22 protein-coding genes are annotated in these 23913 nt (G+C 70.1%); 18 read left to right on the top strand and 4 right to left on the bottom strand.

Features of this window, described 5'->3' with window-relative positions; genetic code table 11:
• The first annotated feature begins 425 nt into the window (after window positions 1–425).
• The 4 genes from JOD27_RS23900 to JOD27_RS23915 are packed head-to-tail and all read left to right on the top strand — an operon-like array spanning window position 426 to window position 5647.
• Window positions 426–2492 carry a molybdopterin oxidoreductase family protein gene (locus JOD27_RS23900; protein WP_204764471.1) on the top strand — a complete coding sequence of 689 codons (2067 nt, stop codon included), beginning with the start codon at window positions 426–428 and terminating at the stop codon, window positions 2490–2492.
• 14 nt (window positions 2493–2506) lie between these two features.
• Entirely contained in the window at window positions 2507–2854 is a 348-nt protein-coding gene (locus tag JOD27_RS23905; RefSeq protein WP_204764472.1) for a molybdopterin oxidoreductase, read from the top strand.
• 10 nt (window positions 2855–2864) lie between these two features.
• Window positions 2865–5333 carry a nitrite reductase large subunit NirB gene (gene nirB / locus JOD27_RS23910; protein ID WP_204764473.1) on the top strand — a complete coding sequence of 823 codons (2469 nt, stop codon included), beginning with the start codon at window positions 2865–2867 and terminating at the stop codon, window positions 5331–5333.
• On the top strand, window positions 5330–5647 hold the full coding sequence (locus JOD27_RS23915) for a Rieske (2Fe-2S) protein (protein WP_204764474.1): 318 nt from the start codon (window positions 5330–5332) through the stop codon (window positions 5645–5647). Before nirB ends, JOD27_RS23915 begins: the two co-directional genes overlap by 4 nt.
• A 111-nt stretch (window positions 5648–5758) precedes the next feature.
• On the opposite strand, the gene JOD27_RS23920 is transcribed toward JOD27_RS23915, so the two are convergent.
• Complete coding sequence (locus JOD27_RS23920; protein WP_204764475.1) at window positions 5759–6400, bottom strand: hypothetical protein; 642 nt, start codon at window positions 6398–6400, stop codon at window positions 5759–5761.
• Between the two features lie 265 nt (window positions 6401–6665).
• Here JOD27_RS23920 and JOD27_RS23925 point away from each other — a divergent pair, with 265 nt between their 5' ends.
• Together JOD27_RS23925 and JOD27_RS23930 are read left to right on the top strand one after the other, a co-directional pair.
• Window positions 6666–7349 carry a response regulator transcription factor gene (locus tag JOD27_RS23925; protein ID WP_307830298.1) on the top strand — a complete coding sequence of 228 codons (684 nt, stop codon included), beginning with the start codon at window positions 6666–6668 and terminating at the stop codon, window positions 7347–7349.
• Entirely contained in the window at window positions 7349–8620 is a 1272-nt protein-coding gene (locus JOD27_RS23930; protein ID WP_204764476.1) for a sensor histidine kinase, read from the top strand. Before JOD27_RS23925 ends, JOD27_RS23930 begins: the two co-directional genes overlap by 1 nt.
• Here JOD27_RS23930 and JOD27_RS23935 read toward each other — a convergent pair.
• Genes JOD27_RS23935 through JOD27_RS23945 form a run of 3 tightly spaced genes read right to left on the bottom strand, consistent with a single transcriptional unit; the run spans window position 8602 to window position 11697 of the window.
• Window positions 8602–9555, bottom strand: a complete 954-nt coding sequence (locus tag JOD27_RS23935) for a LysR family transcriptional regulator (protein WP_204764477.1) — start codon at window positions 9553–9555, stop codon at window positions 8602–8604. The genes JOD27_RS23930 and JOD27_RS23935 overlap by 19 nt on opposite strands.
• Before the next feature lie 7 nt (window positions 9556–9562).
• Window positions 9563–11095, bottom strand: a complete 1533-nt coding sequence (locus tag JOD27_RS23940; RefSeq protein WP_204764478.1) for an MFS transporter — start codon at window positions 11093–11095, stop codon at window positions 9563–9565.
• The gene (locus JOD27_RS23945) at window positions 11092–11697 is read right to left on the bottom strand and encodes a flavodoxin family protein (RefSeq protein WP_239568306.1); all 606 of its coding nucleotides are present in this window, start codon (window positions 11695–11697) and stop codon (window positions 11092–11094) included. The genes JOD27_RS23940 and JOD27_RS23945 overlap by 4 nt, the downstream gene beginning before the upstream one ends.
• Before the next feature lie 287 nt (window positions 11698–11984).
• On the opposite strand from JOD27_RS23945, the gene JOD27_RS23950 reads away from it, so the two are divergent.
• The 12 genes from JOD27_RS23950 (at window position 11985) to JOD27_RS24005 (ending at window position 23900) form a co-directional block, all read left to right on the top strand.
• On the top strand, window positions 11985–12794 hold the full coding sequence (locus tag JOD27_RS23950; RefSeq protein WP_204764479.1) for a 2-amino-3,7-dideoxy-D-threo-hept-6-ulosonate synthase: 810 nt from the start codon (window positions 11985–11987) through the stop codon (window positions 12792–12794).
• A gap of 82 nt (window positions 12795–12876) precedes the next feature.
• Window positions 12877–13968: a 3-dehydroquinate synthase II family protein gene (locus JOD27_RS23955; protein ID WP_204764480.1), complete on the top strand. Its 1092-nt coding sequence runs from the start codon at window positions 12877–12879 to the stop codon at window positions 13966–13968.
• Window position 13969: 1 nt separating this feature from the next.
• Window positions 13970–15376, top strand: coding sequence for a class I adenylate-forming enzyme family protein (locus JOD27_RS23960; RefSeq protein WP_204764481.1), 1407 nt, complete (start codon window positions 13970–13972; stop codon window positions 15374–15376).
• Window positions 15377–15401: 25 nt separating this feature from the next.
• Window positions 15402–15671 (top strand): acyl carrier protein, encoded by a 270-nt coding sequence (locus JOD27_RS23965; protein ID WP_204764482.1) that lies wholly within the window; start codon window positions 15402–15404, stop codon window positions 15669–15671.
• The gene (locus JOD27_RS23970; protein ID WP_204764483.1) at window positions 15668–15934 is read left to right on the top strand and encodes a hypothetical protein; all 267 of its coding nucleotides are present in this window, start codon (window positions 15668–15670) and stop codon (window positions 15932–15934) included. The genes JOD27_RS23965 and JOD27_RS23970 overlap by 4 nt, the downstream gene beginning before the upstream one ends.
• Window positions 15927–17072 carry a beta-ketoacyl-[acyl-carrier-protein] synthase family protein gene (locus JOD27_RS23975; RefSeq protein ID WP_204764484.1) on the top strand — a complete coding sequence of 382 codons (1146 nt, stop codon included), beginning with the start codon at window positions 15927–15929 and terminating at the stop codon, window positions 17070–17072. Before JOD27_RS23970 ends, JOD27_RS23975 begins: the two co-directional genes overlap by 8 nt.
• The gene (locus JOD27_RS23980; protein ID WP_204764485.1) at window positions 17069–17614 is read left to right on the top strand and encodes a beta-ketoacyl synthase N-terminal-like domain-containing protein; all 546 of its coding nucleotides are present in this window, start codon (window positions 17069–17071) and stop codon (window positions 17612–17614) included. Before JOD27_RS23975 ends, JOD27_RS23980 begins: the two co-directional genes overlap by 4 nt.
• Window positions 17611–19269, top strand: coding sequence for a 3-aminoavenalumate diazotase (gene avaA6, locus JOD27_RS23985; protein ID WP_204764486.1), 1659 nt, complete (start codon window positions 17611–17613; stop codon window positions 19267–19269). The genes JOD27_RS23980 and avaA6 overlap by 4 nt, the downstream gene beginning before the upstream one ends.
• Complete coding sequence (locus JOD27_RS23990) at window positions 19266–19793, top strand: hypothetical protein (protein WP_239568311.1); 528 nt, start codon at window positions 19266–19268, stop codon at window positions 19791–19793. Before avaA6 ends, JOD27_RS23990 begins: the two co-directional genes overlap by 4 nt.
• The gene (avaA7, locus tag JOD27_RS23995; protein ID WP_204764487.1) at window positions 19790–20701 is read left to right on the top strand and encodes a 3-diazoavenalumate denitrifying reductase; all 912 of its coding nucleotides are present in this window, start codon (window positions 19790–19792) and stop codon (window positions 20699–20701) included. The genes JOD27_RS23990 and avaA7 overlap by 4 nt, the downstream gene beginning before the upstream one ends.
• Window positions 20698–22530, top strand: coding sequence for an FAD/NAD(P)-binding protein (locus JOD27_RS24000; RefSeq protein ID WP_204764488.1), 1833 nt, complete (start codon window positions 20698–20700; stop codon window positions 22528–22530). The genes avaA7 and JOD27_RS24000 overlap by 4 nt, the downstream gene beginning before the upstream one ends.
• Window positions 22527–23900 (top strand): nitrosuccinate lyase, encoded by a 1374-nt coding sequence (locus JOD27_RS24005; protein ID WP_239568316.1) that lies wholly within the window; start codon window positions 22527–22529, stop codon window positions 23898–23900. The genes JOD27_RS24000 and JOD27_RS24005 overlap by 4 nt, the downstream gene beginning before the upstream one ends.
• The last annotated feature ends 13 nt before the right edge of the window (window positions 23901–23913 follow it).

Below are 23913 nucleotides of genomic sequence, written 5' to 3' on the forward strand. Positions count from 1 at the left end.
TTGGTGAGAGGGGCACGACGATCACCCATTCCAGTGACCAGCACACCGGTCACGCCGAAGAAGCGCGAACCCTGACCCTCATACCGCCAGTTGAGTCCACAAAGGATCGTCACCAGCACAAACAATGGCACACTTGACAACGACGGAATCGCTGAGGAATCCGTGTGCCAAAGCCGGCGGGTCGGATCCGCCGCGGTCGCGGCCGGCGCAGCTGTCGGGACTCCGGCCGTGCAGGCACATCCCCAGCCCGGAAGCAGGCAGAAGCCCACGGTGGTGCTCGTGCACGGTGCGTTCGCCGACGCCTCCGGCTGCTACGGCGTTGCCGCGCAGGGCAGCGACTTCGGGGACAACTCGAACTCCGGCTCCTCAACGACCCGTAACGTGGCTACAACGGTTCAGAAACGTGGGCCACGGACGCTGTCCGTATGGGTCGGCCGGTTCCTACCGCCACGCACTGCCCGTACTGCTCGTTTCAGTGCGGGATCCGTGTGGTGGCCGGAAACCGTCCTGCGGTGCTCACCCCCTGGGAGGACTTCCCCACGAACCGGGGCGGGTTGTGCGGGAAAGGCTGGCGCGCCGCGGAACTGCTCGACCACCCCGAACGGATCCTGGTGCCACTGGTGCGGTCGCACCGGGATGCCCCTCTGCGGCCGACGTCCTGGGACGACGCGCTGGACCGCATCGTGGTCGCGGTGCGGCGCAGTCAGCTGAGGTACGGCCCGGACAGCGTGGGGTGCTTCGGTGGCGGGGGTCTGACCAACGAGAAGGCCTACCAGCTCGGCAAGTTCGCCAGGGTGGCGTTGCGGTCGGCGTCGATCGACTACAACGGGCGGTTCTGCATGTCGTCGGCGGCCGCGGCCGCCAACAAGGCGTTCGGGATCGATCGCGGCATGCCGTTCCCGGTGCAGGACATCGCCAAGGCCGATGTGATCATGCTCGTGGGGAGCAACCCGGCCGAGACCATGCCACCGGTCATGCAGTGGTTCGACGAGGGGCGCGCGGCCGGTGCCCGCCACATCGTCGTCGATCCGCGTGCCACCCCGACGGCCCTCGGTTCCGCACTGCACCTGCAACCGGTGCCCGGCACCGATCTCGCGCTGGCCAACGGGCTGCTGCACCTGGCCGTCCGCGAAGGCCTCGTCGACGAGGAGTACGTCGCGACGCGCACCGCCGGTTTCGAGGCGGTGCGCAGGACGGTGCGGGCGTACTGGCCGGACCGGGTGGAGCGCATCACCGGGGTGCCGACCGCCGCGATGCGGGAAGCGGTGCGGCTGCTGGGTGAGGCGTCCTCGGCGATGGTGCTGACCGCCCGCGGCGCCGAGCAGCACAGCAACGGCACCGACACCGTGCTCGCGTTCGTCAACCTCGCACTGGCCCTCGGTCTGCCGGGGCGTCCGCACTCCGGGTACGCCACGGTCACCGGTCAGGGCAACGGCCAGGGCGGGCGTGAGCACGGGCAGAAGGCCGACCAACTGCCTGGGTACCGCGGGCTCGACGACCCGGCCGCGCGTGCCCACGTCGCCGCGGTGTGGGGTGTCGACCCCGGCGAACTGCCAGGGCCGGGTCGCTCGGCGTACGAGATGCTCGACCGGCTCGGCGTCGACGTGCGGGTGCTGCTGGTCATGGCGTCCAACATCGCCGTGTCCGCACCGCGCAGCGACCACGTCGGGAAGCGCCTGGGGGCACTGGACTTTCTCGTCGTGTCCGACTTCTTCCTGTCCGAGACCGCGGCGCGCGCCGACGTGGTGCTGCCGACCGCGCAGTGGGCCGAGGAGGACGGCACCGTCACCAACTTCGAGGGCCGGGTGCTGCGGCGGCGGCGCGCGTTGCCGCCGCCGGACGGAGTGTGGACCGATCTGGAGATACTGCGTGCCCTCGCCGACCGGCTCGGCCGTGGCCGGTACTTCGCCGACGATCCACGCACGGTCTTCGACGAGCTGCGCCGGGCCAGTGCCGGAGGTCCCGCGGACTACGCCGGCATCACCTACGAGCGCATCGACGCCGAACAGGGCGTCTTCTGGCCGTGCCCGGCGGAGGACCATCCGGGGACGCCCCGGCTGTTCACTGAGCGGTTCGCGACACCGGACGGCCGGGCCCGCTTCCATCCGGTCGAGCACAAGGAGCCGCGGGAGGTGCCCGACCACGAGTTCCCCTACCGGCTGACCACGGGCCGGTCGCTCCAGCATTACCAGTCGGGTGCGCAGACCCGGCGGGTGCCCGCGCTGATGGCAATCGAGCCGGACGCCTACGTGGAGCTGCATCCGACCGTCGCTCGCCGGGTCGGCGTCAGCGCGAACGAACTGGTGCGGCTGCGCACGCGCCGCGGCACGGCGGTGTTCCGGGCGCGCATCACCGAGAACATCCGGCCGGACACCGTCTTCGTGCCGTTCCACTGGGTGGGCGCCAATGCGCTGACCAACCCCGAGCTCGACCCGCGCTCACGAATGCCGGAGTTCAAGGCCTGCGCGGTCTCGGTGTCCAGGATCGACTGAGAGGAGCCCTCCAAGTGCATTCCACACCACGATTCCTGCAGGGCGTCCGCGCCTTCGAGGGTCAGGGGCTGGAGAAACCGTTCCTGCTCGATCCCGCGCTGGCCTATGTGGTCCCGCTCGGGAGCACAGCGCAGCCACTGTACTTCCGGGGCGGGAACAGCACCGGGGAGCTGGTGTACGTGGTGCTCATGCGCGACGGGCAGCCCATGCGCTACTTCCCCATCGGGGCGAGGGAATCCACGCACGTCGCACTACGGGTCGTCGAGGATCTGCTCAGCGACACCCGTGTCGAACTCCATGCGGCGGCACCAGAGGGGCTGTCCGGAACACTGGTGGTCGATTTCGGCATGGTCGAGATCTGAGGGGGAAGCTGTGACGAACCCGCAGCGGCTGGTGGTCGTGGGCAACGGCATGGCCGGCGCCAGGGCGGTGGAGGAGATTCTCCACCGCGGCGGTGACCGGATGTTCTCGATCACGATGTTCGGGGACGAACCGTACGGCAACTACAACCGCATCCTGTTGTCCGGTCTGCTGGCCGGCACCGACGACGCGGAGGAGATCTTCCTCAACCCCGTGGAGTGGTACCGGGACAACGGGATCACGCTGCACGCCGGGGTCCGTGTCGTGCGGATCGACCGGTTCGCCAAGCTGGTGCTGGCCGACGACGGCTCGGTCACGCCGTACGACAAGCTGATCATCGCAACCGGCAGCCGGCCGTTCTACCCGCCCGTCGAGGGAATGTGGCGTGACAACAAGACACTCACCCCGGGCGTGTTCGGCTTCCGCACGCTCGACGACTGCGCCGCGATGGTTCACCACGCCCGCGAGCACCGGCGAGCCGTGGTGATCGGCGGCGGTCTGCTCGGCCTGGAGGCCGCGCACGGCCTGCGCGCGAACGGACTCGAGGTGCACGTCGTCCAGTCGGCGCCGCTGCTGATGAACCAGCAACTCGACACCCAGGCCGGACACGTGCTCCGCCGTTCGGTGGACAAGCTCGGCATCACCGTCCACACCGGACAGCGGCTGACCGCCATCCGGCACGAGAACATCGTGACCGGAGTGGTCTTCGCCGACGGGTCGACCATCGACTGCGACATGGTCGTCGTCACCGCGGGGATCCGCCCCAACGTCGGGCTCGGCATCGTCTCCGGACTCACGGTGGAACGGGGAATCGTCGTCGACGACCAGCTGCGCTCGATCGACGACGACGACATCTACGCGGTCGGGGAGTGCGCGCAACACCGCGGCGAGGTCTACGGCCTGGTCGCGCCGCTGTGGGAGCAGGCCGTGGTGCTCGCCGAGCACGTCACCGGCCACAACCCGCACTCCGCCTACCACGGGTCACGGACGGCGACGAAGCTCAAGGTCGCCGGGATCGACGTGGCGACGATGGGCCTCAAGCAGCCGGAGCGGGAGGACGACGAGTTCGTGCAGTTCTCCGAGCCGAGGCACGGCGTGTACAAGACCGTGATCATCCGCGACGACCGGCTCGTCGGGGCGACCCTGATGGGCGACGTGAGCAAGGTCGCCTTTCTCATGCAGGCCTTCGACCGCGGGCTGCCCCTGCCCGAGGAACGCATCCAGCTCCTGTTCGACATCGGCACACCGGCTCCGTCCGTCGGCGCGGCCGAACTGGACGACGACGCCCAGGTCTGCAACTGCAACGGGGTGAGCAAGGCCGATCTCGTCACCCGCGTACGGGCGGGGGAACGCACGCTGTCCGGGGTCATGAACGCCACCAGGGCGGGCAAGGGCTGCGGCTCGTGCAAGGGCCTGGTCGCCGACATCGTCGAATGGGCCGCGGGCGGGAAGATCGAGGACGATCCCGCGGCGAACTGGTACGTGCCGTGCATCCCGATGGACAAACCGGAGCTCATGGCCGAGATCCGGTCGCGGGGGCTGCGGTCGGTCTCCGCGGTGTTCGCCGAACTCACCCGCGACGGGCGGCCGGACGCGGCGAGCAAGATGGCGCTGACCTCGTTGCTGCGCATGATGTGGGGCACGGAGTTCGTCGACGAGCGGGACGCCCGCTTCGTCAACGACCGGGTGCACGCGAACATCCAGAAGGACGGCACGTTCTCCGTCGTCCCGCAGATCAAGGGCGGGGTGACCACCCCTGCGGAGCTGCGCCGGATCGCCGAGGTCGCAGAGCGCTACGACGTGCCGCTGGTGAAGCTCACCGGTGGACAGCGCATCGACCTGCTCGGCGTGCGCAAGGAGGACCTGCCCAAGGTATGGGCCGATCTCGGCATGCCGTCCGGCCACGCCTACGGCAAGAGCTTCCGCACCGTGAAGACCTGTGTCGGCTCCGACTTCTGCCGGTACGGGCTCGGTGACTCCACCGCGCTGGGCATCGCCATCGAGGAACGCTTCAAAGGCCTGGAGAGCCCGGGCAAGCTGAAGCTGGCCGTCGCCGGCTGTCCGCGCAACTGCTCGGAGGCACTGGTCAAGGACCTGGGCGTGGTCGCCGTCGAGGGCGGTCGCTGGGAGATCTACGTCGGCGGCGCGGCGGGCGCGCACGTCCGCAAGGGCGACCTTCTGACCACAGTGGACAGTCCCGACGAGGTCATCACCATCACCGGGCGGTTCCTGCAGTACTACCGGGAGAACGCCCGGTGGCTGGAGCGGACGTACGCCTTCGTGCCCCGCATCGGCATCGACCGGGTCCGCGCCGTCGTGGTGTCCGACAGCGAAGGCATCGCCGCCCGGCTGGACGCGGCGATGCAGGCATCCGTGGCGGCCTACCGTGATCCGTGGCTGGAAGGGGAGAAACCCGTCACCCCCGGTCAGTTCCGCACCGCGCTCCCGCTGATCGACCTGCCACAGGTGCCGGTGCGATGAGCGCGGAGCACCCGGTAGCCCGGGCCGACGACATCCCGGTGGGCGAAGGCCGCGCCCACGTCGTCGCCGGTCAGCAGATCGCCGTGTTCCGGTTGCGGGACGGCCGGATCCGCGCCGTCCAGGCAACCTGCCCGCACGCGGGCGGCCCTCTGGCCGACGGCCTGGTCGACGACACCGTCGTCATCTGCCCGCTGCACAACCACACCTTCGACCTCGCCACGGGCTGCTCGACCACCGGCCAGCCAGCGGTCCGCACGTACCCCGCACACGTCGACGACAACGGCAACATCATCGTGTCCGTGCCACAACCATGACATCGGCAGGTCATGCGGCCTCGGCCAGTTCGCCCCATCGCCGCCAGGTGGCGAGGAGCGGTCCGGCGAACCCGTCCGCCAGCGTCTCGAACGTCGAACCGGCCGTGCTGCCTACTCCCCGCCGGGCGGAACCGACTTCCTGACGTCCACGAGAATGTCGATCACGTCGCACGCCATGGCCACCACGTCGTCGAGCTGCTCGGCGAGGTCCATGTCGGTGAAGGTGAAGCACGCTGTGCCGTCGACGACGTCCACAGCCGGTGGCTGATACGACTCCAGCTGGGCGAACACCTTCTTCGCGGTCTCTCCCGCCACGAGAGGCGCCAGGCTGCCCAGGACCCCGTAACGCCGGGCGCCCTGGATGGGGTTCAGCTGGAGGTCTCCCGTCAGTTCCGGCGCGTCCACGGCCACCACCAGGCCCGGGACGACGGCCCACCTGACCGGGACGCCCTGCCAGGTTCCCGCGCGCACCGACGAGGCGAAGACGGCGACCCGCATCGCCCGCCCGTTCCGGGTTCCCGCCAGCGCCACGTGCCGCGTCCGTTCGGAAGCCCCCATCCGCCCCGCGGGCACGTCCTCATCGTCGGGGACCTGCCGCCACAGGGGCTCGCGCGCCTGGCGCCGGAGTGCACCGGTGGCGACCGAGAGGGAGCGGGCCTGGGCGTTCTCCTGCCCGACGTTGACGATCGACACCACGGCGATAATGATCAACAGGAGGACCCCGATCACCATCAGGACCTGCAGCAGACCCATGCGCCCTCCGAGGAGCGTTGTGCGGCATGGCTCCCCGGTCGCGGGAGGCCCCTCATTGGACTACGCGGCCGGCTCCGCTTCACTCCTTTCCGGGCGGAGTCACCTTCTTGACGTAGAGCAGCTGGTCGCCCGGCTCGATCGCATCTCGTGGCCGTCTTCGACCCACCGAAGATCGCCCGTCCGATCGTCGCGGTCCGTGTCTCCGTTGCGACACCAAGTGAGAACGGGGATGTAAAGCTCGGCTCGAAACTGACAAAGTATCCGCGTGCCAAATCCTGCACCGGCGCCGGAGCCGGTCCGACTGCTCCTCGTCGAGGACGATCAGGAAACGGCGGCCATGCTGGCCGAGCTGTTCGCGGACGAGGGCTACGAGGTCGACGTGGCCCTGGACGGGCAACAGGGACTGCACCTCGCGCTGAGCCGCAAACCGGGCGTCATCGTGCTCGACCGGGGACTACCCGCGATCGACGGGCTGGAGCTCATGGTCCGGCTGCGGCGGGTGGGAGTGACCGCGAAGATCCTGATGTTGACCGGCCACGGTGACGTCTCCGAACGGGTGCGAGGGCTGAACGCCGGCGCTGACGACTACGTCAGCAAGCCGTTCGACCTGGACGAGCTGATCGCCAGGGTCCGGGCCCTGCACCGCCGGCACCTGGAACACACCGATCTGCTCCCTCTCGGCCAGGGGTACCTCGACCCCCGCCAACGCGAGGTGCTGACCTCGAAGAGAGGCCTGGTCCAGCTGTCCGCTCGCGAATGCGACTTGCTTCGCACCCTCGCCGTCGCTCCCGACGTCATCCGCCGGCGTTCGGACCTCCGCACCCAGGTATTCCCGGAAGCCACCTCGGAGTCCATCGTGGACACATATGTGCACTACCTGCGCCGCAAGCTGGGGCGCGAGGCCATCCACACCGTGCACGGTCTCGGTTACCGCGCCGGGGTGGTGTGATGACCGCGCTCACCCGCACCCGCTGGTCGATCACCGCACGGCTGACGCTGCTGGCCACGGGGATCGTGCTGTTCATCGAGTGCCTCATCTACCTCATCACGGCGCACATGCGCGAGAACGACACCCGCCACGACCTGATGTGGGCGATGGAGCACTCGTCGATCTCCGTGCCACCCGCGTGCACGTGGCTCGTCGTCGAACGCGATGGCGTGGTCACCGGAACCCCCGGACTGCCCGCGGGCTTCCCGTTGTCCGAGAGCCTGCGCCACGCCGGCGCGCCGCGGTTCGAGCAGATCGAGCTCGACGGGCAGAGCTATCGCGTCCTCACGCAGCGGCGCGGCGACGAGGCTGTGCAGGTCGTCCTGGACGAGCGGTTCCACTTGCTGGAGCGGCAGAACCTGCTGTTCGCGTTCAGCGTGGCGCTGCTGCTGTCCGCGCTGACCGTGGTCGTCGTCGTCCCCGCCGGGAGCCGTTTCCTCTTCAACCAGGCGATAAAGCCACTCAACGAAGCCCTGGCGCGGCAACAGCGGTTCGTCGCCGACGCGAGCCACGAGCTGCGCGCACCCCTGACCCAGCTGCACACCAGGGCACAGCTGCTGGCGCGCAAGGTGGACAGGATGAAGTGTCCGGAAGCCCTGGCCGAGGAGATGAGACGGCTGGTCAACGGCACCCGCCAACTCGGTGACGTGGTCGACGACATCCTCCGCTCCGCGATCTCCGCCGAACAGCCGCGCTCCGCCCTGGTGGACCTGGCGGAACTGGCGAACGAGGTGGTCGCGGCAGAGGACGCGCGAGCCTCCGAAACGGGACTGGTGCTGGAGGTACGGCAGGCACCGGGCCAGTTTCTGGTGCCAGGAGAAGCGTCCGCGTTGCGCCGGGTGGTCATCGCGTTGGTGGACAACGCGATCGGCCACACGCCGGCGGACGGCACCGTCGTCGTCACCCTGGAGACGCCGACCCAGACCACGGTCCGGTTGTCGGTGCGCGACAACGGAATCGGCTTCGACCAGGCGGACGAGAGGTCGCTGTTCGAGCGCTTCAGCTGCGGCACGGCGGGACAGGGCCAGCGGTTCGGCATCGGGCTGTCGCTCGTCCGCGAGATCGTGGAAGCCCACCACGGCACGGTGTCAGCCGAGGGCAGGCCGGGCGTCGGCGCGGTGTTCACCGTGGACCTGCCGGCCGCGACGCCGGCGATCACGTGGCCCTCCACGGCGCCGGTCTCGGTGACGCCGCGGGCCAGGTCCACGGGAGTTCACATCGCACGGCGGTAGTCAGCCGGATCGGGTTCCACGACGAGGAACGGCTTGCGGGTGCGGAAGCGCTCGTCGGAGGCCATGGTGACGACGTCGGTCGCGACGGAGGCCAGCGGCGAGCCGGGCCGCCAGACCAGCATGGTGCGGCACCAGAGCGGTTCCTCGGCGAGGGGGCGGAGCACCACGTCGGGCACGGGCGGCGAGCTCATCGGGAACAGGCCGACGGTGGTGCCGGAGCCGACGATGGTGGCCGCGGTGCCGTGGTCGGCACCGAAATGCCGGAACCGCGGCACGAACCCGGCACGCTCACACGCGGTGCGCAGACTCTGCCGCAGGCCGCCCGCCTTGTCCGCTGGTGCGATCCAGTCGTACTCGGCGAGGTGGGCCAGTCTGATCCTGTCGCGGCCGGCCTCGGGGTGGTCGACGTGCAGGCCGACCAGCAACGGCTCGACCCCGAGGTCGCGGAAGATCAGCCCGTGCGGTTTCGGCGCCGGTGCGTCAGGGTGCTCGGTGATCACCGCGAGGTCGAGCCGCGAGGTGCGCACCAGGTCCACGACCTCCCCGGAGTCGTCCTCCACGTAGGTGATCTGCTCGTGGTCCGGCCGCAGGCCGCGCAACGCCGCGGCGACGGTGGAGATCCACGGGCTGTCCACGCCTCCCAGCCGGATCGTCGCGGCTCCGCCGCCCTGCGCACGGGTGCGGGCCGTGGCGATCAGGTCGTCGAACTGACCGATCACCAACCGCGCGCCGTGCAGCACGTGGGTGCCCAGGTCGGTCGGCTCGACCCCGTGCGGACGGCGGAGGAACAGCGGCGCACCGAACTCCCGCTCGATCCGGCCGAGCTGCGCGGTGAGCCCGGACTGAGCGATCCGCAACGAGGCCGCGGCCCTGCTGATGCTGCCCGCCTCGGCCACCGCCACGACGACCTGAAGATGCCGAAGTCCCAACTCCATGACGCCCTCACCTGTCCGGCCGGAAACAACTGATCACGAACGCGACCCCGATCACGGACAGCAGCGTGGCCCAGATCGAGGAGGTGTACATCGCCTGCAGGAACGCGTGGTTCGCGGCGTCGGCCAGCCACGGCTCGCGCAGGGCGGCGGCCACGGTCCTGGCGCCCTGCGCCGATTCCGCCGCCAGGTCGCGAACGGCTTCCGGCAGCCGCGGCAGCGACGGCGCGATGTGCCGGTGGTAGTTCGCGGTCAGCAGGGAGCCGAGCACCGCGGTGCCGAGCGCGCCGCCGACCTGCCGCACGGCGCTGTTGATCGCCGCACCCGCGCCGCTCACCTGCGGTGGCAGCACGGCCATCATCGCGGTGGTGATCGGCGCGCTGATCAGGCCCATGCCGAAGCCCTGCACCACCAGCATCGCCGGCAGCACCGGAATCGGCGTCTCCTGGTCGAACGCCAGGTAGCTCGCGAACGTCGCGATGGCCAGCGACATCCCGCCGACCACCGTCCAGCGGACGCTCAGGTGAACGGTGACCCGCGGTGACACCAGGTTGCCGGCCACGATGCCGACTGCCGCGGCCACCATCACCAGGCCCGCTCCCAGTGGCGTGAGCCCCCGAACGCCCTGCAGGTAGAACGCCGTGGCGAACAGGATCCCGGTGAGGCCGAAGAACGTGAACAGCAGAGCGATGCTTCCGCCCGCGAACTGCCGCACCGCGAACAGCTTCACGTCGAAACTCGGGTGTTCGGCGAATCGCTGCACCAGCGCGAACCACGTCAGCAGCAGGACGCCGAGCACCAGCGGAACGATCACACCGGCGCCCAGCCAGTCCGCGCGCTGCCCGCCCTCGATGACCGCGTAGACGAGGAAACCCAGCCCCAGCACCGAGAGCACCAGGCCGAGCGGGTCGAGCGGACGCCGGCCCGCGAAGCGCAGCCGTGGCACGAACGCGACGGCGCCGACGAGGCAGACCAGCACGATCGGCACGTTGATCAGGAACACCGAGCCCCACCAGAACCGGGCCAGCAGCGCGCCGCCCAGCATCGGCCCCACCGCGACGCCGAGGCCGCTGGCCGCCGCCCACAGCGCGATCGCCCTGGGCCGCTGGGCGTCCGTCGTGGCGCGGACGATGATCGACAGGGTGGCCGGCATGAGCAACGCGCTGCCCAGGCCCATCAGTCCGCGCATCACGATCAACTGCAGCGCGCTCGCGCTGAACGCGGCGAACGCCGACGCCGCAGAGAACACGATCAGGCCGGTGAACAGGGTGGCGCGCGGTCCGTAACGATCACCGAGCGCGCCGCCCGCGAACATCGCCGCGCCGAGCACCAGCGAGTACGAACTGCTCGCCCAGGCCAGTTCGCCCGCGTTGGCGCCGAGGCCGCGCACCGGATCGGCGAGGGTCTCCAGGGCGATGTTGAGGATGGAGTTGTCCAGCCCGAGCAGTGTCTGTGCCGCGACCGCGACGGCGACGACCGCCCACGTCCCCACCTTCCGCCGGTTTCCCCCACCGGCTTCCGGCAGCTCGGAAACCTTTTTCACAGTGCCAGCGCCCTCTTGCCCGCGGCGATGACCCGCGCGTACGTGGCGACCCTTCTGCCCAGGTATTCAGCGGTCTCCAGATCCGCCTTGTGCATCAGTGCGGGTTCTTCGTCGACGTTGGACTGCGCGGCGGCGCCGTGCGAGAAGCCCAGCCGGTTCAGGTCGTACTCGCTGCCATTGGCAGAGCACCAGCCGGAACGCAGACCCAGATTGATCCATACCATTCCGTGCTGGGCGGCGAGCGTCGTGAAGTACGCGAGCGTCCCTGACTTGTCACCGGCCTTCGCACCCGAGTTCGTGAAGCCCGCGGCCAGCTTGTCCTGCCAGCGCCGAGTCAGCCAACGGCGGCTGCTGGCCTCCGCGAACTGGTGGAACGCGGCCGACGCGGAGCCCATGTACGTCGGCGCGCCGAAGATCACGGCGTCCGCCTCGTCCAGCTGGAACCACTGCTCAGGGGTGATCTTGTCCACCTCGACGGCCACGACATCGGTGCCGGTCACGTCCTGGGCTCCCTGCCGCACCGCCGCGGCGAGCCTGCCCGTGTGGCCGCGCCCGCCATGGCATGCCACCACCAGGCGCACCGGATCCATCAGCTCGTTCAAGAAGGCCTCCTGCTCTTCAACGAAGCACGGGACACCCCACAATTTGTCAGAAAAAAATGAGAAACTTCTTAGAGCTCCGACATGTGCACGACCCGTCCGAATGGGCGGAACGATACGTCCACACAGTCCAAACCAACAAGTTTCAATTGCCCTGAACCGGCATAACTCCCGAGTTATCGGCAAGAGTTATTTGTTCGGCACCAGCGGCCGTGACTAGCCTTCCGACATCAGCGTCACCCATTTACTTCCTTCGCTGAACCAAGTTTCAAAAAGGAGGTTCAGACGGCATGACGAATACCGGAAAGCTATTCAGGATGCGCCGGTTGTCCTCGGCGCACGACGGGAGACACCTCTTCGTCCCGCTGGACCACAGCGTGTCCGACGGTCCGGTCGTGCCGCACGACCGGTGGCACGACCTGCTCCGAAGCCTGGTGGAGGGAGGAGCGGACGCGCTGATCGTCCACAAAGGACGTGCACGGCTGGTGCCGCCGGAGATCCTGGCGTCCTGCGCTCTCGTGGTGCATCTCAGTGCGGGCACCGCCCACGCCGCCGACACCAACACCAAGGTTCTCGTCGGCATGGCCGAGGACGCGCTGCGGCTGGGCGCCGACGCGGTCAGCGTGCACGTGAACATCGGTTCCGACACCGAGGAGCGGCAACTCGCCGACCTCGGCGCGGTCGCAACGGCGTGTGAGGCCTGGGGCCTGCCGCTGATCGCGATGATCTACCCGCGCGGACCGCGGATCGCCGACCCGCAGGACCCGGCGTTGCTCGCCCACGTCGTCAACATCGCCGCCGATCTCGGCGCGGACCTGGTGAAGACCTCGGTCACCCTGCCCGTGCGGCGGATGGCGGAGGTCGTGGTGAACGCGCCGATCCCGGTACTCGCCGCGGGCGGACCGGTCGACGGCTCCGACCTGATCGCCTACGCCACCGAGGTGATGACGGCGGGCTGCGCGGGCCTCGCGGTGGGCCGCAAGGTCTTCACCTCCTCCCATCCGGCATCGCTGGTGGCCCGGCTGGCCGCCGTGGTGCACCCCCCGGAGCACCCGGCCGATCTGGCACGAATCCCCACGATGACCACAGGCGCCGTGTGACCCCGAGTTCCCCCTGCAGACCGAGAGAGGAGCAGGCGCGCCGCCCTCGCCCCGAAGGCGGGACGCTCGCGCCGACACCCGCATGACGCTCGCTTGGATCGACCTACGGACCGTGGCCCCGCAGCACGTCGAAGGCGTCGTCGATGCCGCCATCCACGCCCGGTTGCACGGCATCGTGTCCGACGACCCCGCCGTACTGGCCACCCTGCCCCCGACCATCGCGAGCGTGCTGGTGGGCGCGGACGAGGGCAACACCTGCATCACCACGACCGTCGTCGCGGACCAGGCCGAACTGGACGCGCTCGTGCTGACGGCAGGCGACCGCGAGAACGTCGCTGCGTGGGTGGACGTGCACGACGACCGCACGCTCAAGCTGGCCTGCGCCGCCGCCGTCGCATTGCCCTACAGCGTGGTGCGGTTCACCGACCCGACGAAGATCCCGCTGGAGATCGTGCTGGCCTCCGCCGACCGCGCTCCCGGCAAGCTGTTCACGGTCTGCGGCGACCTCGAGGAGGCGTCGATCGTGGTCGACGTGCTGGAGCGCGGCTCCGAGGGCGTGCTGCTCGCGCCGAAGGACGCGACCGAGGTCTTCGCGCTGAGCCGGATGCTGGAGACGACCAGCCCGAAGCTGGAACTGGCGACGCTCGTCGTCGACCGCATCGAGCACCACGGCCTCGGCGACCGGGTGTGCGTCGACACCTGCACGCACTTCGAGGAGGACGAAGGCATCCTGGTCGGCTCGTTCTCGACCGGATTCCTGTTGAGCTGCAGCGAAACCCACCCGCTGCCCTACATGCCGACCCGGCCGTTCCGGGTCAACGCGGGCGCACTGCACTCCTACGTGCTCGGCCCGGACAACCGGACCAACTACCTGAGCGAACTGCGTTCCGGCAGCACGGTCCTCGCGGTGAACTCCGAGGGCCGTACCCGCCGGGTCGTGGTCGGCCGGTCCAAGCTGGAATCCCGCCCGCTGCTCAGCATCACCGCCCACTCCGTCGACGGCGTCGAGATCAGCCTGACCGTGCAGGACGACTGGCACGTCCGGCTGCTCGGCCCCGGCGGCAAGGTCCGCAACGTCACCGAGCTCCAGCAGGGCGACGAGCTGCTCGGCTACCTGGCGACCGACCAGCGGCACGTGGGCATCCCGATCGGCGAATTCTGCAAGGAGCGCTGAGATGCGGGGCCTACTCGAAGAGCTGTTCGACGCTCATCCCGGCGAACTGCCCTACCTGGTGCACGACGGACAGGTCGTGTCCCGCGCCGAGGTCCGCTCGGCCGTCGCCGAAGAAGCCAAGGTGTTCGGCGGTTTCGGCATCGGGGACGGCTCGACTGTCCTGGTGCAGGTGCCGCCGAGCCGCACCCAGGTCGAGGTGGTGTTCGCGCTGTGGTCGCTGGGCGCGCAGGTGATGCTGGTGGACCACCGGCTGGCACCAGCCGAAGTCGACGCGCTGCGCTCGTTGTGCCGTCCGGAGTTCACCGTCCGAGCCATGGCCGGTGGGCGGTTCGCGATGGCGTTCCAGCCCGCCTACGAGGTGGTCACCAAGCACCACCGCGACGGTGAGCGGGCGACGACCGAGCACCGGCTGATCCAGTTCAGCTCGGGCTCGACCGGGCAACCGAAGGTGATCGGCCGGACACCGGTGTCGCTGGCCGCGGAGGTCGAGAGGTTCGCCCGGATCGACGGGATGCCCAGGGTGGGCGAACGGCTGCTGTTGCTCAGCTCGACCGCGCACAGCTTCGGGCTGATCGCCGGTCTGTTGCACTCGCTCGTGGCGGGCGTGGCCGTGGTGTTCACCCGACGGCTGTCCGCCAGGGACGTCCTCACCACCGCCGAGGAACACGACGTGCACGTCATCTTCGGCACACCCTTCCACTACGAACTGCTGACCACGGCGAAGTCCGTGCCCGCCCTGCCCTCCCTGCGGGCGGCGGTGTCCGGTGGCGAGCTGATGAGCGACGGGCTCGCCGAGGCGTTCCTGGAACGCTTCGGCTTCCGCCTCGGCGACTCCTACGGCACCACCGAGACCGGCGTGATCGCGATGGACGTCAGCGGAACGTCCCGGCCGGCGGTCGGTCCGGCCGCGCCCGGCATCGTGGTGCGGGTCAACCACGGTGAGCTGGAGGTGGAGCTGCCCGACGGCACCCCCTACCTTTTCGAATCCAAGAGCCGGGGGGCTGTGTCCGATCATTTGGTGGCGGACAGATACTCCGCCGGTTGGCTGCGAACCTACGACCGGGCCGAGCAGGACGAGCACGGCGCCATCCGGCTGCTGGGTCGCAGCGACTCGCTGGTGGTGATCGGCGGGCTGAAGGTCGACCTGATCGAGGTCGAGTCCGTGCTGCGCCAGCATCCCCGGATCACCGACGTGGTGGTGATCCACGCCGAGTCCATCGAGGCGTACGTGGCCGCGGCGGAGGACGGCCCCGCCGCAGGGGAACTGGCGGGCTGGTGCCGCGACCGGCTGGCCGCCTACAAGGTCCCGAGGCTGATCCGGGTGCTGCCGGAACTGCCCCGCACCTCCAACGGGAAGTTGATCCGGCGCACGCAGGCCCTGCGCGAAGCCGTTTCCCAACCGTCCTGATTTCCCAACGCAGAAGGGTTGGCCCATGCCGACGCTGGAGAAAGAGATCCGCGACTTCATCCTCACCACGGTCGTGGAGGAGATGAACCACCCGATCGAGCCCGACCAGATGACCAGCGAGAGCCCTCTGGGCAGCGGTGGGATCGACCTGGACTCGCTGAGCCTGATCGAGCTGACCATGCGCCTGGAACGCCGGTTCAACGTGCAGTTCCCGGAGACCGACATCGAGCCGCTCAGTGCGATGACGCTGGGCGAGCTGGCCGCCGTCACCGTGGAGCGGGGCGCCACGGCATGACCACGCGCGTGGAGATCACGACCGCGGTCGTGCGGGAACTGCTCTCCGACCCCAAGATCTTCCCCGAACTGCCGGCGGACCTCGACGAGGACGCCGAGCTGGCGCTGGACTCGTTGGCGCTGGTGTGGTTCCTGCACCAGCTCGGCACCAGGTACGACCTGGTGGTCGAGCCGACGGACGAACACCTCACCGAGTTCGGATCGCTGCGCGGCATCACCGAGTACCTCAGCCGGGTGCAGGCGGGTGAATCCGGCGATGAGTGAGGTGGTGGTGACCGGGTTCGGGGTGCGGACGGCGTTCGGCCAGGGTGCGGACGCCCTCCGCCGCGGCGTTTTCGGTGGTGTGCCGGCGTTCGCGCCCACCACGCGGTTCGACACCGGCCCGTACCGGACGCCGTTCGCCGCCACCACCGGGACCGACAAACCCGACCTGATGCGGGACGTGCTCGGCGAGTGCACCGACGAAGCCGTGGAGATGGCCGGGTTCACCGCGCGCGACGACACTGCCGTGCTGGTCGGGACGTCGGGTGACTTCGCGGGGCTGACCCGGTTCTGGCGCGGCGAGGCCGGCGTCGAGGCGGCCGACACGGTCCCCGCGTGGCAGGCCGACCTGCTCGCCGCGCGGATCGGCGCCTCCTCCGGGCGACGGCTGGCGTTCACCAACGCGTGCGTCGCCTCGGCGGCGGCGATCATCCACGCCTGCGGGCTGATCGCGTCCGGCAGGGTGGAGTCGGCCGTCTGCGCCGGGGCCTACCTCGTGGAGGAGGAGGTCTTCGCCAAGTTCGACTCGGGCAGGGCCATGTCGCGCGACGGCTTCGTCCGGCCGTTCAGCGCGGACCGCGGCGGAATGCTGCTGGGCGACGGTGTCGCGACCGTCGTGCTGGAGTCGGCGGAGGCGGTGCGACGCCGGGGTGGACGGCCGCTCGCCGCGGTCGTGGGCTGGGGCGCGGGCTCCGACGCGTATCACGTCTCGCGGCCGCACCCGGACGGCGCCGGACTGGCCGCCGCGGCCCAGCGGGCACTGCGCCGCGCGGACGACCCTGACGGGCTGCGGATCGACTACGTGAACGCGCACGGCACCGCCACCAAGTTCAACGATCCCGCGGAGACCCGTGGCCTGCGCCGGGTGTTCGGCACGCGAGCCGACCACGTACCGGTCAGCTCCACGAAGAGCACGACCGGGCACATGCTGGAGGCCGCCGGGGTCGTGGAGTTCGTGATCACCCTTCTGGCGCTCACCGACGGCGTGCTGCCGCCGACGGCGAACTTCACCGAGGCCGACCCGGACTGCGACCTCGACTACGTGCCCAACGTGGCCCGCGACGCCGACGTGCGCCGCGCGTTGAACGTCAACGCGGCGTTCGGCGGGGTCAACACCGCACTCGTGCTGGAGCGCCGATGATCACCGCCAACCGCGCGGACCCCGTACCGGGGTTCGTGGAGTCCCCGTTCAACCCGCTGATCCACGAGGTCGCACGGCGCTGCCTGACCGAACGGCCGGGCGACGGCACGCGGACCGCGCTGCTGGTGGGCAGCACGGTCGGCGACTCGGGCACGACGGACCTGGCGAGCAGGTTGCTGATCAGCGGGCAGGTGAGCAACCCGCTGCTGTTCATGCAGGCCACCGCGAACGCGATCCTCGGCTACGTGAGCAAGGAGTTCGGGATCACCGGGCCGCTGATCGCGATGTCCGCGCTGACCGACCTCGGTTCCGCACTGCTCGACACCGCGCACGTCCTGCTGGACGACGAGGAACTGGACAGGGTTCTGGTCGTCGGCGTCGAACTGGCCGGGAGCGACCGCACCGCCGCGTTCTGCCGGGAGCTGGGGCTTCCGCAACCCACCGAGGACTTCGCGGTCGCGCTGCTGGTCGACCGGGACACCTCGTTCGAAGACTCCGGCGGGTACGACCTCCGACGACTGCATGAAGGACTGACTCCATGATCAGCAAAGCGGAACGCGCACAGGTGCTGGCCGACGTGACGATCGGCGCGGGCAACGTGATCCACCGGTTGAAGGCCTACGGCCGGCCGTTGGACGAGGAGGTCCTGCGGACCGACGGCACGTGGCAGGCGCCCGACGGCAGCCACCCGGCGGCGCTGACGCTCGGCGACCTGCACGCCGCCGTCGAGGTCTACGCGTCGTGGTTCCACGCCCAGGGGGTGAAACCACGTGACATCGTGGCCGTCCAGACCCGGTCCAGCACCGAGTTCGCGGTCAACTACCTGGCGCTGACGTCGCTGGGCGCGATCCCGTCGTTCGTCAACGGCAACCTGCGCCCCGAGATCGCCCGCGAGTACATCCGCCGCCAGCGCGTGGTCGGCGCGGTGGCCGACGACGAGCACGCGAGGACCCTGGCCGACGACGACCTGAAGCTCGGGTTCCTGGTCACCGCGGCGGACATCGCCGAGGCGGGGCCGCTGCCGGAGAACTACCCGTACCGGCACCACTCCACCGACCCGATCATCATCTCGCACTCGTCCGGCACGACGGGGATGCCGAAAGCCGTGCCGCACACCCACGAAACCCTGCTGTACGCCCAGCTGTACCGGCTGAAGCTCTCGGTCGGCGACGCGATGGGCAGGCTGCTCGTGGCGCTGCCCGGCTCGCACAACGCGGCGGTGTCGGTGATGCTGTTCGGCTTCCTGCTGCGCTCGCCGGTGTTGTTGCTGTCGAGTCAGCGCGGCACCGACGTGCTGGACGCGATCGAGGAGTTCCGGCCCACGACCGTCTTCGCGTTCGCCGGGACGTACGGCGAGATCGTCGCCGAGGACCTGGCCGAGCGCGACCTGGAGAGCGTGGAAGCCTGGTACAACACCGGGGACGCGATCCACGAGGCGTACGTGCGCGAACTGGTCACGCGGGGCAGCCACGTGACCGTGAACGAGGACTTCCAGCGCGTACGGGTACCCGGCTCGGTGTTCACCGACGGCCTCGGCTCGTCGGAGGCCGGCTACTCGATCTTCCACATCGGACACAGGGCGGGCAGTGCCACCTACGGCCGCTGTATCGGCAAGGCGATCGGCTTCGCCGAGGCCGCCGTGCTGTCCGAGGACGGTCAGCCGCTGCCCGCCGGGGTCGTCGGCAGGCTCGGGGTGCGCTCCCCCACGCTGACACCGGGCTACTGGAACGACTCGCTGACGTTCTACCAGCTGCGGCTCGGCGGCTACTGGCTGACCGGTGACCTGGCCGTTCGGGATGAGGAGGGCAACTTCTACCACCTCGACCGCGTGCCGGACGCGATCCGGACGAGTGAGGGCATCGTCTTCAGCACCTGTACCGAAGAGCTGCTGCTGGCCGAACTCCCCGAGCTGGCCGACTGCACGGTGGTCGGCGTGGCGCCGGAGGGTGTGCGTGCGGACTGGGAGGGCGACGGCGTGGCGGACGCGTACGCGCTCCTTCAAGTCGCCGACGGTGGCCCGGACGATGCCAAGTGGACGGAGCTGGTCAACGATGCGTTGCGCGCCAAGGGTTTCCCACCCGTCACGCGAGCACTGCGGATGGACGCGGCCGACGTGATCAAGGGAGCGACCGGAAAGGTGCTCAAGCGGCTCATGCGCGAGCGGTTCTCCGAACAGCTCGCCGGAGGTCGCGGATGACCACGATCAACGACCCGGACACGACGACCCGCGCGGAGCTGATGGACGTCTACCGCTCGTGGTGGCTGCATGACGCCCGCTGGTACCAGGGAGTGGTGAAGCGGTTCGGACCGGCCGTCGCGAACGAGATCAACGCGGAGGCGCTGCGGTTCGTGGCGACGAGTATCGGCCGGAAGGTCGCTCGCCAGTTCGGCGGAAACCCCGCGCGGGACATGGAGGAACTGCGGCAGCGCTACGAGATGTGCGCCGACAGGACGTTCCCGCGCGAGCTGCGGGACCTCCAGGCGGTGGTGCTCGACGACGACGTGATCGAGGTCGTCATGCGGCAGAACTTCGCGGTCACCATGGTCCGGATGGCGGGTTCGCTTGAGGGCTACGAGTGCCCGTGCACCGAGGTGCACGCCGGGTGGTCGGACGGGCTGGGCGTGCCGCTCGCGGAGAACTGCTCGACCGGATGCCTGCGCTTCGGCGACCCGGCGTGCCGAATGCTGATCCGTGTCAAGCCAGAAGGAGTCCAGTCGTGAGAGTCGTCGTCGCCGGTGCCACCGGGCTCATCGGGACCGCGCTGCTCCCGTTGCTGCGGACCAGGGGGCACCACGTGACCGCGCTGGTGCGGGACGAGTCGAAAGCCGTGGCCGCCGACACCGCCGACACTGTTGTCGCGGACGCGCTGGACCCGGTGGCCGTACGCGGCGCGCTGCTCGCGTCCCGGCCGGACGTCGTGGTGCACCAGCTGACCGCGCTGCGGCAGATGAGCGCGGAAGCGTTCGAGACCACGGCGCGGCTGCGTACCGAGGGCACCGCGAACCTGATCATGGCGGCCAGGGAGGCCGGGGCCGCGAAGCTGGTGGTGCAGAGCATTTCCTTCGCCACGGCCCCACTCGGCGACCCTGTCCTGTCCGAGGACGCGCCGCTGTACCTGAACGCGCCGGACGCGTCGTGGTCGAGGACCGTGCAGGCCGTGGCCGAGATGGAACGACTGGTGCTGGGCACACCCGACATCGCGGGCACGATCCTGCGCTACGGCACGCTGTTCGGCGCGCGGACCCAGTACGACCCCGCCGGCCCGTTCGGTGCCGTGATCCGCAGGGGCCAGCTGCCGATCCCGGAGACCGCCGCGGGAGTCACCTCGTTCCTGCACGTGCGGGACGCCGCGCTGGCCGCTCTGTCCGCTGTGGACAGTGACGTCGCCGGCGTGTTCAACATCGCCGACGACGAACCGGCGGAGGGTGCGACGTGGCTGCCCGAGTACGCGCGGCAGCTCGGCGGTCCACCACCGCGCCCGATTCCGTCCGACGTGGCCGAGAAGGTGTTGGGGTGGTTCGCGAACTACCAGCTCACCGCCATGCGCGGCGCGCGAACGGACCGGGCGCGCTCGGAACTGGGCTGGAAGCCGACGGTGTCCTGGCGCCACGGCCTGACCTCCGGATGAGCGCTCTGCGGATCTGCCTGGTCGGGGCCGGGCCGCGGGGAACCTCCGTGCTGGAACGGATCTGCGCCAACGCCGACGGCCGCGCGGTCGAGGTGCACGTCGTGGATCCGTTCCCGCCGGGACCGGGCGGGGTGTGGCGCACCGGGCAGTCCGGTCATCTGCTGATGAACACGGTCGCCTCACAGATCAGCCTGTTCACCGACGACAGCGTGCCGTGCGAGGGGCCCGTGGTGCCGGGACCCAGCCTGTACGAGTGGGCGCGGACGGCCGGCAGCGCGCTTGGTCCGGACGACTACCCGACCAGGGCGTTCTACGGCCATTACCTGCGCTGGGTGTTCCACGGGCTGGTCACCACCGCGCCGGAGTCGATCACCGTCGTCGTGCACACCGGCACTGCTGTCGCCCTGGACGACGCTGGCGGGCAGCAAACCGTCACGCTGCTCGACGGCACCTGCCTGATCGGCATGGACGCGGTCGTGCTGGCACTCGGCCACGGTCCGCTCGCGCGCAGCCGCGAGCAGGACGAGCACCGCCGGTTCGCGTTGCGGCACAAGCTCTGCCACGTCGAGCCGGCCAACCCGGCCGATGTCGACCTGAGCCCGATCGCGCCGGGCATGGCAGTAGCGGTCCAAGGCGTCGGACTGAACTTCTTCGACTACCTCGCACTGCTCACAACTGGCCGCGGTGGCACGTTCGAAAAGGCCGAGGGAGGTCTGCGCTACCTCCCGTCCGGCCGGGAACCGGTGCTGTACGCGGGTTCTCGCCGCGGCATGCCGTATCACGCACGCGGCGAGAACCAGAAGGGCGCGCACGGCAGGCACCACCCGTACTTCCTCACCGAGACGGTCATCGCGGGACTGCGCAAGCGCGCGGAGTCCGGCGAGCCGGTCAGCTTTCGCGAAGCCGTGTGGCCGCTGGTGGACCGGGAGGTCCGCGCCGTCTACTACAGCGTGATGGTCGGGTCCGAGCGCGGCGACGCGGAGGCGCGGGCGTTCCTCGAGTCCTTCGTGCAGGGCATCCCGGCCGACGACGACCGCCTGCTGGACCAGTACGGGGTCACCGAGCGGTGGAACTGGGACCGCATCGAGCGGCCACAGGGCGACCGGGTGTTCACCGACCGCGCCGAGTTCCGCGGCTGGCTGCTCGACCACCTGCGCGACGACGTACGGGAGGCGCGGCTGGGCAACCTGTCCAGCCCGCTCAAGTCGGCGCTGGACGTGCTGCGGGACCTGCGCAACGAGATCCGGCTCGTGGTGGACCACAGCGGGATCAGCGGAGACTCCTACCGCGACGAACTGGAGGGTTGGTACAACCCGCTCAACGCGTTCACCTCGATCGGCCCACCGGTGCGGCGGATCGAGGAGATGATCGCGCTGGTCGAGGCGGGCGTGCTGCACGTGGTCGGCCCGCGGATCCGGATCCGCCGCCACACCGCCGACGGCGTGTTCCTGGTGGATTCCGAGGCGGTCCCCGGCCCGCCCGTGCGCTGCCGCTGCCTCATCGAGGCCCGGTTGCCGGACATCGACCTGCGACGCAGCGCCAACCCGTTGCTGCGCTACCTGCTCACCACCGGCCAGTCCCAGCCCTACCGCGTCGGCGGCTACGAGAGCGGTGGCCTGGCCGTGACCGAACGCCCGTACCGGCTGATCGACCGCGCGGGTCTGGCGCACCCGGCCAGGTTCGCGTTCGGCGTGCCCACCGAGGGCGTGCACTGGGTGACGGCGGCGGGGATCCGTCCCGGCGTCGGCTCGGTGACGCTGGAGGACTCCGACGCCATCGCCAGAGCAGTGCTGACCGTCCCCACCCAGCACAGGAGCGTGAACGCTTGAGCCGCACCGATTCCGGCCTGCTCGCCCCGACGTGGGCCGGCACGCCGGCCGAAGCCGCCACGTGCGACGAGGCGTGGCTGAGCGCGATGCTGGAGGTGGAGGCGGCGCTGGCCCGAAGCCAGGCCCGGCTGTGCCTGATTCCCGCCGCGCACGCCCTGGTGATCACCAAAGCGGCAGAGGCGGGCGGCCTCGACGTCGTCGCGCTGGCCAGGGCCGCCCGCGCGGCCGCGAACCCCGTGGTGGCGCTGGTCCCCGCGTTCACCGCGCTGGTGGCCGCCGTGGACCCGGAGGCCGCCGAGTACGTGCACCGCGGCTCCACCAGCCAGGACGTGCTCGACTCCGCCGCGATGCTGATCGCCCGCCGCGTGCTGGCCCAGATCGACGGCGACCTGAGCCGGGTCGCCGCGGCGCTGGCCGCGACGGCCGAGGAGCACCGCGACACCCTCGTGGCCGGCCGGACGCTGGCCCAGCACGCCGTGCCCACGACGTTCGGCCTGAAAGCGGCGACCTGGCTGCAGCTGGTGCTGGACGCACTGGCGAAGGTCCGGTCCGTGGCGTGCGCGGGCCTGCCCGCCTCGCTGGGAGGCGCGGCGGGAACCCTGGCCGCGTACGGCGAGTTCGCCAGGCAGGCAGGCCACCCGGATCTGGACGGGTGTGAGTTGATCGCCCCCTTCGCCGAGGAACTGGGCCTGGCCGAACCCGTTCTGCCCTGGCACACCGTGCGCACCCCGATCGCGGATCTGGGCGCGGTGCTCAGCTTCGTCACCGGGGCACTGGGCAAGTTCGCGGTGGACGTGCAGACGCTCTCCCGCACCGAGATCGGCGAGGTCACCGAACCCGCGGCCGACGGCAGGGGCGCCTCATCCGCCATGCCGCAGAAGCGAAACCCGGTCCTGGCCACGCTCATCCTGTCCGCCGGCCGACAGGTCCCCGCCCTCTCACTGGTACTGGCGCAGTCGATGATCGCCGAGGACGAGCGTCCGGCCGGCGCGTGGCACACCGAGTGGCAGGCACTGCGCGAGGCCCTGCGCCTGGCGGGCGGAGCGGCGTTCACCGCGGCGGAACTGGCGGAAGGCCTGGAAGTCCACCCTGACCGGATGCGGGCGAACATCGAACTGACCCACGGCGCCGTCGTCGCCGAACGGCTGGCGGTGGCCCTGACCCCCGAGCTGGGCAAGGCCCAGGCCAAGGCGTTGCTCACCAAGGCGTCCACGACACCGGGGTCGACGTTCAGCGAGGTCCTGCGCACCCTGCCGGAGCTGGCGGGCCTCGACCTGGACGACCTGCTCGACCCGGCCCGCTACACCGGCGCCGCGGGCCCGCTGGTGGACCGGGCGCTGCTCCGCTACCGCAGTTACACAGGTCTGTGAACGACAACTCAGA

The organism is Lentzea nigeriaca (assembly GCF_016907955.1).
Taxonomy (GTDB): domain Bacteria; phylum Actinomycetota; class Actinomycetes; order Mycobacteriales; family Pseudonocardiaceae; genus Lentzea; species Lentzea nigeriaca.

Excerpts from the sequence above, each read along its gene's own strand:
- JOD27_RS23960 (WP_204764481.1), top strand. The coding sequence starts at position 13,970 with ATGCGGGGCCTACTCGAAGAGCTGTTCGACGCTCATCCCGGCGAACTG.
- JOD27_RS23990 (WP_239568311.1), top strand. The coding sequence starts at position 19,266 with ATGACCACGATCAACGACCCGGACACGACGACCCGCGCGGAGCTGATG.
- JOD27_RS23955 (WP_204764480.1), top strand. The coding sequence starts at position 12,877 with ATGACGCTCGCTTGGATCGACCTACGGACCGTGGCCCCGCAGCACGTC.
- avaA6 (WP_204764486.1), top strand. The coding sequence starts at position 17,611 with ATGATCAGCAAAGCGGAACGCGCACAGGTGCTGGCCGACGTGACGATC.
- JOD27_RS23930 (WP_204764476.1), top strand. The coding sequence starts at position 7,349 with ATGACCGCGCTCACCCGCACCCGCTGGTCGATCACCGCACGGCTGACG.
- JOD27_RS23920 (WP_204764475.1), bottom strand. The coding sequence starts at position 6,400 with ATGGGTCTGCTGCAGGTCCTGATGGTGATCGGGGTCCTCCTGTTGATC.
- JOD27_RS23915 (WP_204764474.1), top strand. The coding sequence starts at position 5,330 with ATGAGCGCGGAGCACCCGGTAGCCCGGGCCGACGACATCCCGGTGGGC.
- JOD27_RS23900 (WP_204764471.1), top strand. The coding sequence starts at position 426 with ATGGGTCGGCCGGTTCCTACCGCCACGCACTGCCCGTACTGCTCGTTT.
- JOD27_RS23950 (WP_204764479.1), top strand. The coding sequence starts at position 11,985 with ATGACGAATACCGGAAAGCTATTCAGGATGCGCCGGTTGTCCTCGGCG.
- JOD27_RS23935 (WP_204764477.1), bottom strand. The coding sequence starts at position 9,555 with ATGGAGTTGGGACTTCGGCATCTTCAGGTCGTCGTGGCGGTGGCCGAG.
- JOD27_RS23975 (WP_204764484.1), top strand. The coding sequence starts at position 15,927 with ATGAGTGAGGTGGTGGTGACCGGGTTCGGGGTGCGGACGGCGTTCGGC.
- JOD27_RS23980 (WP_204764485.1), top strand. The coding sequence starts at position 17,069 with ATGATCACCGCCAACCGCGCGGACCCCGTACCGGGGTTCGTGGAGTCC.
- JOD27_RS23970 (WP_204764483.1), top strand. The coding sequence starts at position 15,668 with ATGACCACGCGCGTGGAGATCACGACCGCGGTCGTGCGGGAACTGCTC.
- JOD27_RS23965 (WP_204764482.1), top strand. The coding sequence starts at position 15,402 with ATGCCGACGCTGGAGAAAGAGATCCGCGACTTCATCCTCACCACGGTC.
- JOD27_RS24000 (WP_204764488.1), top strand. The coding sequence starts at position 20,698 with ATGAGCGCTCTGCGGATCTGCCTGGTCGGGGCCGGGCCGCGGGGAACC.